The sequence below is a fragment of the Pantoea sp. BS_8 genome (assembly GCF_041954965.1).
Classification (GTDB): domain Bacteria; phylum Pseudomonadota; class Gammaproteobacteria; order Enterobacterales; family Enterobacteriaceae; genus Pantoea; species Pantoea stewartii.
The window spans coordinates 258,333-273,285 of the sequence record NZ_JAVAXU010000002.1; the positions used below are offsets into that span (position 1 = coordinate 258,333).

Here is a 14,953-nt window from a genome sequence, read left to right on the forward strand (position 1 = left end):
CCTGTAAAGTAAGAAACAACAGCGTCGGGCTCACCCGACGCTGGTCCTGTATGTATTCACAGGAGTGTACCGAAATTTCCCAGGCTTTGCACCTGCCACGCATCAGCGCGTTTTGATCACCAGACGATTGCTCTGTTTGACCTCTTCCATCACCACATAAGTACGCGTGTCGTTTACGCCTGGCAGGCGCAGCAAGGTTTCACCCAGCAGCTTGCGGTAAGCGGACATATCAGGCACGCGCGTTTTAAGCAGGTAGTCGAAATCACCAGAAACCAGGTGACACTCTTGAGTTTCCTCAAGTTTTTGCACAGCGGCGTTAAATTGCTCAAACACATCAGGTGCGCCACGATTCAGAGTAATCTCAACAAATACCAGTAATGAAGCATCCAGGTAGTGAGGGTTGAGTTGCGCAGTATAGCCAAGGATGAATCCCTGGCGTTCAAGACGGCGTACACGCTCAAGACAAGGTGTAGGAGATAATCCTACACGTTTGGAAAGTTCCACGTTTGAGATGCGACCGTCTTTCTGCAATTCATTGAGAATGTTTCTGTCGATCCTGTCGAGATCCTTACCGGGGCGTTTCTTATTATCTACCATTATTATTGTCTCTCTTCATTCCTTCCCTTTACCTGCCATCCCCTGAAAACGGTCATTGTTCGGGGCATTTTTGAAGTGAAATAACGGCGTCTGAGCGCATTCGTACCTATTTGTATGACGCATGCTGTCTGTCCACCGCATGCGTCATGACCAATATCAGACGATAAAATTCGTTCGGTACTCTGCCCAAAACCCGGCGGCAACACCCGTTTTGTTCAGACTAAGTTATTCGCTTCTCACACTGTTTTCGCAAATGCGCAGGCGATTGTCAAAGTAAAATGTCTAAATTCAGGACAAGATGCCAGACACTTCGCTGGGTCACTGTTTTTAAATGAGTATTTTCGTGCGATGGTGGTCTGTAAACTGAATTTTTGCCCCCTTTTGGCACAGGAGGCAGGCGAAAAAGCCATTCATCGTCTACGCCGTTTGCAGCAATCGCTAACAAAAGTGCGCAAGTGTTGTCATTGCTACGGCATATTCCCTACAATCGCAGGTTATGTCAGGTGAATAAAACTGAGGAACGCATGAGTACGGCTAAACACAGTAAGTTGCTCATTTTGGGCTCTGGTCCGGCAGGTTATACCGCGGCCGTCTATGCTGCACGCGCCAATTTGAATCCAGTACTGATTACCGGGCTGGAAAAAGGCGGTCAGCTGACCACCACGACGGAAGTGGAAAACTGGCCGGGCGACCCGCATGATCTGACAGGTCCCTCGCTGATGGAACGTATGCATGAGCATGCCGAGAAATTTAACACGGAAATTATTTTCGATCATATTCATACGGTCGATCTGCAGAACCGTCCCTTCCGTCTGACCGGTGACAGTGGCGAATATACTGCCGATGCGCTGATTATTGCCACGGGTGCATCAGCACGCTATCTGGGCTTACCGTCGGAAGACGCTTTTAAAGGCAAAGGCGTTTCGGCCTGTGCGACCTGTGATGGTTTCTTCTACCGCAACCAAAAAGTCGCCGTTATCGGTGGCGGAAATACCGCGGTTGAAGAAGCACTTTATCTGGCGAATATCGCCTCTGAAGTGCATTTAATTCACCGCCGCGACAGCTTCCGCGCAGAGAAAATTCTTATTGACCGCCTGATGGAAAAAGTCAGCAACGGCAATATCGTGTTGCATACACACAGAACGCTGGAAGAAGTGGTCGGCGATCAGATGGGCGTGACGGGCCTGACGCTACGTTCAACGCTGAATACCGAAGAGACCGAAACGCTGGATGTTGCCGGCCTGTTTGTTGCTATCGGACACAGCCCGAATACGGCGATTTTCGATGGTCAGCTGGCGCTGGAAAACGGCTACATCAAGGTACAGTCCGGCCTGCATGGTAATGCCACGCAAACCAGTATCCCTGGCGTGTTTGCCGCGGGTGACGTCATGGACCATATCTACCGTCAGGCCATTACCTCTGCCGGTACCGGTTGTATGGCTGCGTTAGATGCAGAGCGTTATCTTGACGGATTGGTTAAGGACGATAAGTAAGTTGTTAATAACCTGATCTTAATTGTTTGAGGCGACTGTTTTTCAGTCGCCTTTTTTATTATCACCATGCTAAATTCAGGCGCCGGGTGTGAGGACCAGCCTCATTTCATTTGTCTTTGCCACATTGGGTTTCGCATGAATAAATCGCGTCAGCAGCATCTTACTCGTTGGCTTCGTCAACAGTGTCATCATGCTGGCCCCTGGTTGCGCGTTACGTCGTTGCTGGGCTGCGCTGGCGCGCTTCTGATTATCATGCAGGCATGGCTTTTAGCGTCGCTACTGCAGGCGCTGATTATTGACAGGCATTCTCCAGCCTCCCTTTTGTCCTCATTTTCACTTCTGATCCTGTGCTTTGTTCTGCGCGCCGCGCTGAATTATGCCCGGGAGCAGGCTGGATTCCGTGCCGGGCAGGCCATCCGTCAGGCTTTGCGTAAACAGGTGCTGGATCGTCTGGCAGCGTTGGGTCCGGCCTGGATACAGGGCAAGCCCGCCGGCAGCTGGGCAACGTTACTACTTGAGCAAACCGAGGATATGCAGGCCTATTACGCGCGTTACTTGCCGCAGATGACGCTGGCGGCGGTCATTCCCTGTTGCATATTGCTCACCCTGTTTCCGTTAAACTGGGCGGCAGGTCTGATCCTGTTCGCGACCGCGCCGTTGATCCCGCTTTTTATGGCCCTGGTCGGCATGGGCGCGGCCGAGGCTAATCGCCGTAACTTTGTGGCGCTCGCACGCCTGAGTGGCAACTTTCTGGATCGCTTGCGTGGCCGGGAAACCCTGCGTCTGTTTCATCGGGCAGACGCCGAAAAACAGGCGATTGCTGACGCCACGACGGATTTCCGTCAACGGACGATGGAGGTTCTGCGTCTGGCCTTTCTTTCTTCGTCAGTACTGGAATTTTTTGCGTCACTGTCCATCGCCGTTGTCGCCGTTTATTTTGGCTTTTCCTATTTGGGCGAACTGCACTTTGGTGATTATGGCCGCGGCGTGACGCTGTTTGCCGGCTTCCTGGTGCTGATTCTGGCCCCGGAATTTTTTCAGCCTCTGCGCGATTTGGGCACGTTCTACCATGCTAAAGCGCAGGCAATTGGCGGTGCCGATGCGCTTGAACGCTTTATGCAGGAAACGCCAGAGGCCGAAAACACATCCGCCAGCGACGCCGTTAGCGCAACGGCGCCAGTAGAGCTGGTGGCAGAAAATCTGACGGTGCACGCGCCCAATGGCCATCAGCTCTGCGGCCCGCTCACCTTCACCCTGCGCGCAGGCACGCGCGTCGCGCTGGTGGGCAAAAGCGGTGCAGGCAAAACCGCACTGTTAAATGCCCTGCTGGGCTTTTTACCCTATCAGGGATCGCTGAAAGTTAACGGCATTGAACTTCACCGTATCGCACGCCATGACTGGCATCGGCATCTTGCCTGGGTCGGCCAGAATCCCCAGCTACCCGCCGCAACGTTACGGGACAATATCATCATGGATGCGCCGCACGATCCCGCACGGCTAAGTGCCTTAACCGCATCATGTGGGATCGATGAATTTCTTTCCCGACTGCCTGCCGGACTGGATACCGAACCGGGGGATGCCAGTCATCACTTATCGGTCGGTCAGGCACAGCGCATTGCCGTAGCCCGCGCGCTGTATAAACCCGCCCAGTTATTGTTACTGGATGAGCCCGCTGCCAGCCTGGACAGTCAAAGTGAACATCATGTGATGCAGGCATTAAATCAGGCGGCCACGCGCCAGACGACACTGATGATCACCCACCAAATTGATCTGCTTCAGACATGGGATGCGATCTGGGTAATGCAGGCCGGTCAGATCGTACAGCAGGGCGACTGGCAGACGCTGACTGCGTCCGGTCCGTTCAGTGATTTATTACAACACCGGCAACAGGAGATTTTCTGATGACGGCTCTGCGTCCCTTTCTGCGGCTATGGCTGCGTCATCCCTTCCGCCTGACGTCAGGGATCGTGCTGGCGATTGTCACGCTGTTAGCCAGTATCGGCTTGCTCACGTTGTCGGGCTGGTTTCTGGCCGCCTCTTCTGTAGCCGGTGTGGCTGGCCTGTATAGTTTCAACTATATGCTTCCCGCCGCTGGCGTGCGCGGCGCAGCGATTACCCGTACCGCCGCCCGGTATTTTGAGCGGTTAGTAAGTCACGACGCAACGTTTCGGGTTTTACAGCATCTGCGTGTCTTCACGTTTAGCCGCCTGATTGCGCTTTCTCCCGGCCAGCTCGCGCTCTTTCGTCAGGCCGATCTGCTTAATCGTTTTGTTGGTGATGTGGATACGCTGGATCATCTCTATTTGCGGGTCCTCTCGCCGCTGCTGGGCGCGTTTATCGTTATCGTCGTGGTAACAGCAGGCCTCAGCCTGATTGATCTGCACCTGGCGCTGGTGCTGGGCGGCATTCTGCTTACGCTGCTCTGCCTTTTTCCCCCGCTGTTCTACCGTCTGGGCGCGCCCACCGGCATCGCGATTGCCCGGCAGCGATCGCGCTGGCGAGAACAGTTAATGCACTGGCTGGCGGGACAGGCAGAACTGACACTGTATGGTAACGCTGCCCGCTGGCGGGCCAGGCTGGACGAAGATGAGCAGCAGTGGCAGGACGCACAACGTCAGCAGGAGCGTTTACAGGCGCTGGCGCAAAGTCTGCTGCTGTTATGCAGTGGCCTCACTGTCACTGCCCTGCTCTGGCTGAGCGCAACAAGCATTGCGCAGCAGCAACTGCCCGGACCGCTCATTGCCCTGGTGGTGTTTTGTGCCCTGGCAGCTTTTGAAGCACTGGCGCCGATCGCGAGCGCCTTTTTGCCCCTGTCTCAGGTAATCACGGCAGCACAACGCGTCAATGACGTTATCGATCAGTCGCCTGCCATCCTCTTTCCATCCACAAGCACGGTTCCCGCCGGTGCGCTGCAACTCAGGATTGACGCGCTGGATTTCCGTTATCCGGGACGACCAGAAAAGGTGTTGGATCAGTTTTCACTGACGATGAAAGCCGGTGAACGTATTGCCCTTCTCGGCCCCACAGGCTGCGGCAAGTCCACCTTGCTTGGGCTGCTCACCCGCGCCTGGGAGGCGCAACAGGGCGAAATCGTATTGAACAGCGTACCGCTTGCGGACTGGGATGAAGCCCAACTTCGTCAGCGCATCAGCGTAGTCACCCAGCGCGTCCATGTGTTTAGTCAGACGCTACGGGACAATTTGTTGCTGGCCTGCCCCACCGCCAGTGATGCAATGCTTGAAAATGCACTGGTGCAAACCGGGCTTCAGGGCCTGCTGGAAAATGAAGAAGGGCTTAATGCCTGGCTGGGTGAAGGCGGCCGTCCGCTGTCGGGTGGAGAGCTACGCCGCCTGGCCATCGCCCGGGCGATGTTACACAACGGCGACTTATGGCTTCTGGACGAGCCGACTGAAGGGCTTGATGCCACCACCGAGCAGCAGATTCTCGCCCTCCTGCAACAGATCACCACGGGTAAAACGGTCATTATGGTAACGCATCGTCTGCGCGGCCTGGCGCAAATGGACCGAATTTGCCTTATGGACAGCGGTAAGATCGTCGAGCAGGGAAATCATTCTGAATTAGTCGCAAAAGGTGGACGTTACTGGCGTTTCCAGCAGCGCTTTGCGCTATAGTGCTGAGCAAACGCTGAGGGGTACATTACCGCGATGAGACTGGTTCAACTGTCACAAGAGTCGTTGCGCTTTCCGCCACCGGAAACCGCGCTGCGCGAGCCGAACGGCCTGCTGGCGATGGGCGGCGATCTCTCCCCTGCACGCCTGCTGAGTGCCTATCAGCAGGGTATTTTTCCCTGGTTCTCGCCCGGCGATCCGATTTTGTGGTGGTCACCCGATCCGCGAGCGGTGTTATTCCCGACGCAGTTCCATCTCAGTCGCAGTATGAAGCGGTTTCATCAGCAGTCACCTTATCGGGTGACGATGAATGAGGCCTTTGGCGATGTCGTTGACGGCTGTGCCCTGGGCCGCGAAGAAGGTACATGGATTACGTTTGAAGTGAAACGCGCCTGGCAGAAGCTCTATGAACTGGGCCACGCGCATTCGATTGAAGTCTGGCGCGATCAAACCCTTGCAGGTGGCATGTACGGTCTGGCGTTGGGACAAATCTTTTGCGGCGAATCGATGTTCAGCCTGCAACCCAATGCGTCAAAAACGGCCTTACTGGTATTCTGTCAGCATTTTATTAAGCACGGGGGCCAGTTAGTGGATTGTCAGATACTTAACCCCCATACCGCTTCGCTGGGAGCGGTTGAGATTGCACGCGATCGTTATCTTGAGCAGGTAAAAAACCTGGCATCCCTGGCCGTTGACAGCGGCGGCTGGCGTAATCAAACCCTTTTTTAAAAGTTGCGTAGATGTTTTGCACACATAAAGTCGGTTAAGTGATATAATAGCCAGGTTTGGTATGTCGTCCGCGCTTGGTTTTCAAGCCGGAATTGCCAGGCTGGGAATCTCATCGCACTCTCGGAACTGTTTCAATCGTGCGCGTGTTACCGGTTGATTCAGATTCTTAGCCCGCTAATCCCCCGCAGACGTCACATAAACACCCGAATTTAACCGACATGCTCGCGTTGACACGCGAAGCACGGCGATGCGTTGGCTTTATTGCCGACGGTTCTTTACATAACTTGTTGAATTGGGCATTATCTTGCCGATTCAACTGAAAGGTAGTACACCCAGAGGATTCGATGGCCAAAGAAGACAATATTGAAATGCAAGGTACCGTACTGGATACGTTACCTAACACCATGTTCCGCGTAGAACTTGAGAACGGACACGTGGTTACCGCTCATATCTCCGGTAAAATGCGTAAAAACTACATCCGCATCCTGACGGGCGACAAAGTGACTGTCGAGCTGACCCCGTACGACCTGAGCAAAGGCCGCATTGTCTTCCGTAGTCGCTGAGTTGCGTTGATGCTGCTGCCTGCGTGCGCGCAGGCGGACAAAAAAAAGGCCGGATTTTATCCGGCCTTTTCTCGTTCTGTGAAACGGTGCTTAGTGCACCGTCCCTTCCGTTTTGCGTTTTTGCGCGCTGAGGAAGTGGTAGGTCAGTTGCCCCTTCTCTTTATCCAGCGCAACGGAAACCGATCCCCCGTCGACCAGAGAACCAAACAGCAGTTCGTTCGCCAGCGGTTTCTTCAGGCTTTCCTGCACGGTACGTGCCATTGGACGGGCACCCATCGCTTTGTCATAGCCCTTCTCTGCCAGCCAGTCACGCGCTTCGTCACTGACTTCCAGCGAAACGCCTTTCGCATCCAGCTGCGCCTGCAGTTCAACAATAAACTTGTCGACCACCTGGTGAATGACGTCCGTTGACAGGTGGCTGAACCAGATAATGTTGTCCAGACGGTTACGGAATTCAGGCGTAAAGATTTTCTTAATCTCTTCCATTGCATCCGTACTGTTGTCCTGATGAATCAGGCCAATAGATTTACGCTCAGTTTCACGCACGCCGGCGTTGGTGGTCATCACCAGCACCACGTTACGGAAGTCCGCTTTGCGACCGTTGTTATCAGTCAGCATGCCGTTGTCCATGACCTGCAACAACAGGTTGAACACGTCCGGATGCGCTTTCTCAATTTCATCCAGCAGCACAACGGCGTGAGGATGTTTGATCACCGCATCGGTCAGCAAGCCGCCCTGATCGAAACCGACATAGCCGGGAGGCGCACCAATCAGACGGCTGACGGTGTGACGTTCCATATATTCGGACATGTCGAAGCGCAGCAGTTCGATGCCCAGCGCTTTAGCTAACTGGACGGTCACTTCGGTTTTACCCACACCGGTAGGACCGGCAAACAGGAACGACCCTACCGGCTTGCGATCCTGACCCAGACCTGCGCGGCTCATCTTGATGGCTTCTGTCAATGCCTCAATGGCATTATCCTGACCGAAGACCAGCATTTTCAGACGGTCGCCCAGATTTTTCAGCGTATCGCGATCGGTTGCTGACACACTTTGCTCCGGAATACGGGCAATACGCGCCACCACCGTTTCAATGTCCGCCACATTCACCGTTTTCTTACGTTTGCTGGCAGGCATCAGGCGCGCACGGGCACCGGCTTCATCAATGACATCGATAGCCTTATCCGGCAAATGACGATCGTTGATGTATTTCACCGCCAGCTCCACCGCCGCGCGCACGGCTTTCGCGGTGTAACGTACATCATGGTGCGCTTCGTATTTGGTTTTCAGACCATTAAGAATCTGCACCGTCTCTTCAACAGAGGGCTCGGTAATGTCAATTTTCTGGAAACGACGCGCCAGGGCACGATCTTTCTCAAAAATATTGCTGAATTCCTGATACGTGGTTGATCCCATCACGCGGATTTTGCCACTGGAGAGCAGCGGCTTAATCAGGTTAGCGGCATCCACCTGTCCACCCGATGCGGCACCCGCGCCGATAATGGTGTGAATTTCATCAATAAACAGGATGCTGGAGTTATCTTGCTCAAGCTGTTTCAGCAACGCTTTAAAACGTTTCTCAAAATCACCACGGTACTTGGTGCCCGCCAGCAGCGAACCAATGTCCAGCGAGTAAATGGTGCAGTCCTTCATCACCTCTGGCACGTCGCCCTGAACGATTCGCCAGGCTAATCCTTCCGCAATCGCGGTTTTACCGACGCCCGACTCACCCACCAGCAGGGGGTTATTTTTACGGCGACGACACAGGACCTGAATCGTACGTTCCAGCTCTTTATCGCGGCCAATCAGCGGATCAATGCCGCCAACGCGAGCAAGCTGATTAAGATTGGTGGTGAAGTTTTCCATACGTTCCTCCCCGCCTGCTTGCTCTTCGTTAACCGGATTTTCAGCACCAGGTGCCTGGCCCGGTTCGTCTTTGCGCGTACCGTGAGAGATGAAGTTCACCACATCGAGGCGGCTGACTTCGTGTTTGCGCAGCAGATACGCTGCCTGGGATTCTTGTTCGCTGAAGATGGCGACCAAAACATTCGCGCCATTGACTTCGCTGCGTCCGGATGACTGAACGTGGAACACGGCGCGTTGCAACACGCGCTGGAAGCTGAGCGTCGGTTGCGTATCGCGCTCCTCTTCACTGGCGGGCAGCACAGGCGTGGTTTGTTCAATGAAGGCTTCAAGCTCCTGCCGCAGAGCCACAATGTCCACCGTACAGGCTTCCAGTGCCTCTCTTGCCGACGGGTTACTGAGCAATGCCAGTAACAAATGCTCGACGGTCATAAACTCATGACGGTGCTCACGCGCTCTGGCGAAAGCCATGTTTAAACTGAGTTCCAGTTCTTGATTGAGCATTAGGCACCTCCTCCAGTTAATCGCTCTGACCTGCTTCCTGTATGGAGAGAGGCTCAGGCTTTTTCAAGCGTACACAGCAACGGATGATGATTGTCCCGCGCGTAATTGTTCACCTGTGCCGCTTTCGTCTCAGCGACTTCTGCGGTAAATACACCACAGATGGCTTTACCGTGGTAGTGAACTTTCAGCATCAGTTGCGTTGCACGTTCAATATCATAAGAAAAGAACTTTTGCAGAACGTCAATAACAAATTCCATAGGTGTATAATCGTCATTATTCAGAATGACTTTATACATCGAAGGTGGCTTTAACTCTTCGCGTACTTTACCTTCGGCTAAGTGTTCGAAATTTAGCCAGTCTTTAGTGTTTGCCATAGTGTTCCGTTGTGAGTCAGTACGTCATCATCAAACCCGGTGTCATCTGTAGAGTTTAACACGTGTGTCAAGTGCACTGCCGCTAATGAATCGGTCAGCCAAAAATTCGTTACGCGACCTGTATCACAAAATTTCAAATAGCGTTAACCACCTCAAATTTTAATGATTTTCTCCCCACCTGGCCCGGTGGTTTGCTTGACGATCGCGGCGATTTTTCTACATTCTAGCTTCACAAGCTGATTGAGTTTTAATCAAACCCGACTCACAGCTTACGTCACCTCACCTACTTATAAAATGTCTTGCGAGGGAAGTAAAAGCATGGAGACAGGTACCGTTAAATGGTTCAATAACGCCAAAGGTTTCGGCTTTATCTGTCCAATCGGGGGCGGCGAAGATATCTTCGCACACTACTCAACAATACAGATGGATGGTTACAGGACGTTAAAAGCGGGCCAGCAGGTCCATTTTGACGTTCATCAAGGCCCGAAGGGCAACCATGCCAGTCTTATTGTACCCGTAGAAGCGCAGCAGGCCGTGGCCTGACATCCCCAACGTTGGACCGCTCCGTCAAAAATGCCAGCCTGATGCGCTGGCATTTTTACTTTATGCCTTAACCCGCCTTCCCCTGCGCCAGTTGGATGACGCGAACAAACATCTCTTGCAGACAGGTCGGAACAGACGCGGTTCCGCGTTCTGCGGCCGCCATAGCGACCGTGATGGCCAGTTCCGGTTTTGATGCGCGATGAATCGCTTTGGTAATAATACGCCTGGAATTAACAGGCACGTTTAACGGCAGATGCGCTGCCGCATGGTAAACCTCGCTAAAGCCGTTGTTGTAGAGGAACTGTTCCATATCGGTCGCCGGAAGCTGGGTCAGATGATGCTTTTCATTATCATGCGGCTGAAGCTGGCTGCGCGCCGTGGCGGCATATTTTTTTCCTGCCATGTCGCCATCCGTCAGGACATGCCAGGCGATGCCCATGCGTCGGGCAAATTTCAGCAACGGCTTCAGACCTGACTGCGCATATTCAATGACTTTTATCCCTTCTGCCGCGAAGTGATAACCGCATTGTCGTGCCATCTGATTGATAATCCAGACTTCGGTTTCACCTTCCACCAGCAACCAGCAACGGGCAAACAACGCTGAGGGGCGGTTAACACGAATATGAAAGCCGATGCGACGGCTGTCTTCTGCACTCAATCCTTCAGAACCGATGCGCCACACCGCCACGCGCGTGGGTTCGCGTACCAATCGACACACATCCTCTACCGCCACCTGCGACAATAACTCGCCCGAGTTGGTCGTGGCAATCTTCTGCAACGGCAGCAGCGCAAGCAAGTTCCAGGCCACCGAAAGCATGATGGGATGCAGTCGTGTTTCCGGATCTTCAATTAACAACAGCGGTCGCGCACCCGGGAGCAACGGCTCATTGCCCCTTGCCTGCATCAGTAAGCTAAACATCCGCAGCAAAATCAGCTGACGGCTGCGCACATCGGTCGCAGCAATCAGATGATTGAGCTGATCCAGCGAACGCCAGCCCTCAACGCCATCCCGTGACTGTGGATCGACGCGGAACGCCTGGCTCCCGTGATCCGGATGCTGCACCAGAAAATAGTGCTCCATCAGTTGCTGTAGCGTTTGCACGCCCTGACGCAGGACCGCATCGCTCAACTGTTGGGGATGACGGTCCAGATCGCGCGTCAGGTTATCCAGCTCCTGCGTCAGTTGATTTAATGTCGTCAGACGTTCATCCACCCGGCTGGCAATGGGACGCAGGCGGCGGCTAAAACGCGCATCGCGCAGGCGTAATACCGGATTCATACGCAGAAGAACATCGATCGCCTCAGCCGTTCCCGCTTCAGGCAACACCTGGCCCTCGCTGTCGATAAAGCGTCGCGAGGATCGAATCTGGCCAGCGTGTCGTCTGGCCTGGATGCTGTAACGCAGATAGCGTTGTCCGGGTATCGCGCCTCGCCAGAAAGGCGCAAGTGGTCCGCTGGTTTCTGCCTCATCCGCACGAAAATGAAAAACCACAGACAGGCGATGCACCTGGTCGTCCCTGTCACCTGGCGTAAAATGAAAATCGTCAGACGTAAAAACATACTCGCGCGTGTGCGGTGACAGCAGCAGACTCAGTGCATCCAGCAGACTGGATTTCCCCCAGGCATTTTCGCCGATCAACAGGTTAATGCGCGTTAACGGAAGAGAAAGCTGATTAATGCCGCGAAATCCCCGGATATCGATATGTTCCAGATTCATAGCGCTTTATCCTCTGAGCTGACCGAAGAAGAGAACGCGTTGCTCTGGCGGTCAGGTGACTTTACCGTCAGGGTTTACTCCCCTGTGCTTTTTCGTTAGCGTAGCGTCAATTTTAACATGGACGATCTTTTCATTATGTATTCAGGACTGTTACTGATTCTACTCCCGCTCTTCGCTGGCTGGCTGTTACCCGTCCGGCAGGCCAGGTTTCTTAAGGCGGTAAATCGTCTGCTGGGCTGGATGGTCTACGTCATTCTGTTTTTTATGGGCATCAGCCTGGCTTTTCTGGACAACCTTAGCAGCAATCTGATCACCGTTTTTTATACGGCATCCGTCGCTGCGGGCTGTATTTTACTGTGCAACCTGCTGGCATTGCGCTGGCTGGAACAGCGGATGCCCTGGCAACATCATCATAAACAGCAAAAACTGCCGTCACGTTTACATATGGCGCTGGAATCGCTGACGTTGTGCGGCGTCGTAGTCCTCGGCTTTGCGCTGGGCCTTACGCAATGGCCCTGGCTGCACCATGCATCCGCAGCCAGTGAATATGCCTTGATCTTCCTGCTCTTGCTGGTCGGTATTCAACTGCGCGGCAGCGGCATGACGCTGCGTCAGATTATCCTGAATCGCCGGGGGATGACGATTGCCTGTGTCGTCCTGCTGAGTGGCTTACTGGGCGGCATTGTAGCGGCGCTGATACTGGGGCTCCCCCTTAAAACCGGCCTGGCACTCGCCAGTGGCTTTGGCTGGTATTCCCTTTCCGGCATTCTGATGACAGAAGCCTTTGGGCCAGTGATCGGCAGTGCCGCGTTTTTTAATGACCTGCTGCGAGAGCTTATCGCCATTATGCTGATTCCCGCGCTGATCGCCCGCCACCGCAGCAGCGCGCTGGGCTTGTGCGGCGCGACGTCGATGGATTTTACCCTGCCCGTTTTACAACGTGCAGGCGGTACCGATATTGTGCCGGCGGCGATCGTGCATGGATTTATTATGAGCCTGGCCGCGCCCGTGCTTATTGCGCTGTTCTCAGCCTGAGCGCGAAATTCAACTTTTGATGCAATTTTTTACGGTAGAGTTGAATGACTCTCGTCTACGCTTCTTGGTAGCTGTTTAATTCTGCCCTCCCCGGGATGGCAACGAATGACCAAGGAGATGAAGATGAAACAAACCGTCGCGGCGCTGGTGGCCAAAACGCTGGAAAACGCCGGTGTAAAACGTATTTGGGGCGTCACAGGTGACTCGTTAAACGGACTCACTGACAGTCTGAACAAAATGGGCACCATTGAGTGGATGCCTACCCGCCATGAAGAAGTGGCAGCTTTTGCTGCGGGTGCGGAAGCGCATGCCAGTGGCACGCTTGCGGTCTGCGCGGGTTCCTGTGGGCCAGGTAACCTGCATCTGATTAACGGGCTGTTCGACTGCCACCGCAATCGCGTTCCGGTACTGGCCATTGCCGCCCACATCCCCTCCAGTGAGATCGGCAGCGGTTACTTCCAGGAAACGCATCCACAAGAGTTGTTTCGCGAGTGCAGTCACTATTGCGAACTGGTCTCCAATCCCGAGCAGTTGCCCCAGGTATTGGGCATTGCCATGCGCAAAGCGATTCTGAACCGTGGGGTTTCCGTGGTGGTGCTGCCGGGCGATGTGGCGCTGCAACCCGCTCCCGATGCTGCGCGTGCAGAGTGGTATCCACCGCAGCTACCCGTCGTGTTGCCGTCTGCCGATGAACTGGCGACCCTGACACAAACACTGAATGACGCCCGCAATATTACGCTGATGTGCGGCAGCGGCTGTGCCGGTGCGCATGAGGAAGTGGTGCAACTGGCGGCAACGCTGAAAGCCCCTGTTGTGCATGCGTTGCGCGGCAAAGAGCATATCGAATATGACAACCCGTACGATGTGGGCATGACCGGGCTAATCGGTTTCTCCTCGGGTTATCATGCCATGATGAATGCGGATACGCTGGTGCTGTTGGGTACTCAGTTCCCCTATCGCGCCTTCTACCCTGAGAAAGCCAACATCATTCAAATCGATATTAATCCCGGCAGTCTGGGATCGCACTGTCATGTCGACCAGGCGTACGTCGGTGATGTCAAAACGACGCTGCGCGCGTTACTGCCGAAGCTGCAGGTGAAAACCGATCAGCATCATCTCGACAGTGCGCTGAAACACTACGCGGAAGCGCGTAAGGATTTGGATGCGCTGGCCACCGCGAACGACAGGCAGCCCATTCACCCGCAGTATCTGGCTCAGCAAATCAGTGAACTGGCTGACGAAGATGCTATTTTTACCTGCGATGTGGGCACGCCGACCGTGTGGGCGGCGCGTTATCTGAAGATGAACGGCAAGCGTCGCCTGCTCGGATCGTTTAATCACGGTTCGATGGCGAACGCCATGCCACAAGCGATGGGTGCACAGTCGCTTAACCGGGACCGTCAGGTCGTGGCGCTCTGTGGCGATGGTGGATTCAGCATGCTGATGGGTGATTTTCTGACCGTCGCACAGCTGAAATTGCCTGTCAAACTGGTCATTTTTAACAACAGTTCGCTGGGGTTTGTCGCCATGGAAATGAAAGCGGGCGGCTACCTGACTGACGGGACGGATCTGCATAATCCTGACTTTGCGGCCATTGCCGAGGCCTGCGGCGTGAAAGGTATTCGGGTTGAAAAAGCGTCAGAACTCAATGGCGCACTGGAACAGGCCTTTGCCCATGACGGCCCGGTGCTGGTGGATGTGATCACCGCGAAGGAAGAGCTGGCTATGCCGCCGGAGATCAAGCTGGAACAGGCCAAAGGATTCAGCCTCTATATGCTTCGTGCCATCATCAATGGACGGGGTGACGAAGTGCTGGAGCTGGCAAAAACCAACTGGCTACGGTAAAACAGAGTGCTCTTGCGGGCGGGTTCTCTGCCCGCCTGTTTTCCGCAGACCAGGAGCGCCC

12 protein-coding genes are annotated in these 14,953 nt (G+C 54.2%); 8 read left to right on the forward strand and 4 right to left on the reverse strand.

Annotated features, from left to right (window positions below; translation table 11 throughout):
- Positions 1 to 102: 102 nt before the first annotated feature.
- Positions 103 to 597: a leucine-responsive transcriptional regulator Lrp gene (gene lrp, locus RAC65_RS06615; RefSeq protein ID WP_006118610.1), complete on the reverse strand. Its 495-nt coding sequence runs from the start codon at positions 595 to 597 to the stop codon at positions 103 to 105.
- Between the two features lie 524 nt (positions 598 to 1,121).
- Between lrp and trxB the strand changes: the two genes are divergently transcribed.
- The 5 genes from trxB (at position 1,122) to infA (ending at position 7,011) form a co-directional block, all read left to right on the forward strand.
- Positions 1,122 to 2,090, forward strand: coding sequence for a thioredoxin-disulfide reductase (trxB, locus tag RAC65_RS06620; RefSeq protein WP_375096523.1), 969 nt, complete (start codon positions 1,122 to 1,124; stop codon positions 2,088 to 2,090).
- Positions 2,091 to 2,225: 135 nt separating this feature from the next.
- Positions 2,226 to 3,992, forward strand: a complete 1,767-nt coding sequence (cydD, locus tag RAC65_RS06625) for a cysteine/glutathione ABC transporter permease/ATP-binding protein CydD (RefSeq protein WP_375096524.1) — start codon at positions 2,226 to 2,228, stop codon at positions 3,990 to 3,992.
- Complete coding sequence (gene cydC, locus RAC65_RS06630) at positions 3,992 to 5,722, forward strand: cysteine/glutathione ABC transporter ATP-binding protein/permease CydC (protein WP_277281702.1); 1,731 nt, start codon at positions 3,992 to 3,994, stop codon at positions 5,720 to 5,722. The genes cydD and cydC overlap by 1 nt, the downstream gene beginning before the upstream one ends.
- Before the next feature lie 33 nt (positions 5,723 to 5,755).
- Positions 5,756 to 6,448 (forward strand): leucyl/phenylalanyl-tRNA--protein transferase, encoded by a 693-nt coding sequence (aat, locus tag RAC65_RS06635; protein WP_375096525.1) that lies wholly within the window; start codon positions 5,756 to 5,758, stop codon positions 6,446 to 6,448.
- Between the two features lie 344 nt (positions 6,449 to 6,792).
- Positions 6,793 to 7,011 (forward strand): translation initiation factor IF-1, encoded by a 219-nt coding sequence (infA, locus tag RAC65_RS06640; RefSeq protein ID WP_002211347.1) that lies wholly within the window; start codon positions 6,793 to 6,795, stop codon positions 7,009 to 7,011.
- A gap of 90 nt (positions 7,012 to 7,101) precedes the next feature.
- Here the strand turns inward: infA and clpA are convergent, their stop codons facing one another.
- Both clpA and clpS read right to left on the reverse strand, forming a co-directional pair.
- The gene (gene clpA / locus RAC65_RS06645) at positions 7,102 to 9,378 is read right to left on the reverse strand and encodes an ATP-dependent Clp protease ATP-binding subunit ClpA (protein ID WP_006118605.1); all 2,277 of its coding nucleotides are present in this window, start codon (positions 9,376 to 9,378) and stop codon (positions 7,102 to 7,104) included.
- Between the two features lie 53 nt (positions 9,379 to 9,431).
- The gene (gene clpS / locus RAC65_RS06650) at positions 9,432 to 9,752 is read right to left on the reverse strand and encodes an ATP-dependent Clp protease adapter ClpS (protein ID WP_006118604.1); all 321 of its coding nucleotides are present in this window, start codon (positions 9,750 to 9,752) and stop codon (positions 9,432 to 9,434) included.
- Positions 9,753 to 10,070: 318 nt separating this feature from the next.
- On the opposite strand from clpS, the gene cspD reads away from it, so the two are divergent.
- Entirely contained in the window at positions 10,071 to 10,295 is a 225-nt protein-coding gene (cspD, locus tag RAC65_RS06655; RefSeq protein ID WP_006118603.1) for a cold shock-like protein CspD, read from the forward strand.
- Positions 10,296 to 10,362: 67 nt separating this feature from the next.
- Here the strand turns inward: cspD and RAC65_RS06660 are convergent, their stop codons facing one another.
- Positions 10,363 to 12,012, reverse strand: a complete 1,650-nt coding sequence (locus tag RAC65_RS06660; protein ID WP_375096526.1) for a DUF2813 domain-containing protein — start codon at positions 12,010 to 12,012, stop codon at positions 10,363 to 10,365.
- Between the two features lie 135 nt (positions 12,013 to 12,147).
- Here RAC65_RS06660 and RAC65_RS06665 point away from each other — a divergent pair, with 135 nt between their 5' ends.
- Complete coding sequence (locus RAC65_RS06665) at positions 12,148 to 13,047, forward strand: lysine exporter LysO family protein (RefSeq protein WP_289366428.1); 900 nt, start codon at positions 12,148 to 12,150, stop codon at positions 13,045 to 13,047.
- Positions 13,048 to 13,170: 123 nt separating this feature from the next.
- Positions 13,171 to 14,892, forward strand: a complete 1,722-nt coding sequence (gene poxB / locus RAC65_RS06670; RefSeq protein WP_033737651.1) for a ubiquinone-dependent pyruvate dehydrogenase — start codon at positions 13,171 to 13,173, stop codon at positions 14,890 to 14,892.
- The last annotated feature ends 61 nt before the right edge of the window (positions 14,893 to 14,953 follow it).

What these genes read in the sequence shown, in the direction of transcription:
- infA (WP_002211347.1), top strand. Translation starts at nt 6,793, where the DNA reads ATGGCCAAAGAAGACAATATTGAAATGCAAGGTACCGTACTGGATACG.
- RAC65_RS06660 (WP_375096526.1), bottom strand. Translation starts at nt 12,012, where the DNA reads ATGAATCTGGAACATATCGATATCCGGGGATTTCGCGGCATTAATCAG.
- trxB (WP_375096523.1), top strand. Translation starts at nt 1,122, where the DNA reads ATGAGTACGGCTAAACACAGTAAGTTGCTCATTTTGGGCTCTGGTCCG.
- clpA (WP_006118605.1), bottom strand. Translation starts at nt 9,378, where the DNA reads ATGCTCAATCAAGAACTGGAACTCAGTTTAAACATGGCTTTCGCCAGA.
- cydD (WP_375096524.1), top strand. Translation starts at nt 2,226, where the DNA reads ATGAATAAATCGCGTCAGCAGCATCTTACTCGTTGGCTTCGTCAACAG.
- cspD (WP_006118603.1), top strand. Translation starts at nt 10,071, where the DNA reads ATGGAGACAGGTACCGTTAAATGGTTCAATAACGCCAAAGGTTTCGGC.
- RAC65_RS06665 (WP_289366428.1), top strand. Translation starts at nt 12,148, where the DNA reads ATGTATTCAGGACTGTTACTGATTCTACTCCCGCTCTTCGCTGGCTGG.
- cydC (WP_277281702.1), top strand. Translation starts at nt 3,992, where the DNA reads ATGACGGCTCTGCGTCCCTTTCTGCGGCTATGGCTGCGTCATCCCTTC.
- clpS (WP_006118604.1), bottom strand. Translation starts at nt 9,752, where the DNA reads ATGGCAAACACTAAAGACTGGCTAAATTTCGAACACTTAGCCGAAGGT.
- poxB (WP_033737651.1), top strand. Translation starts at nt 13,171, where the DNA reads ATGAAACAAACCGTCGCGGCGCTGGTGGCCAAAACGCTGGAAAACGCC.
- aat (WP_375096525.1), top strand. Translation starts at nt 5,756, where the DNA reads ATGAGACTGGTTCAACTGTCACAAGAGTCGTTGCGCTTTCCGCCACCG.
- lrp (WP_006118610.1), bottom strand. Translation starts at nt 597, where the DNA reads ATGGTAGATAATAAGAAACGCCCCGGTAAGGATCTCGACAGGATCGAC.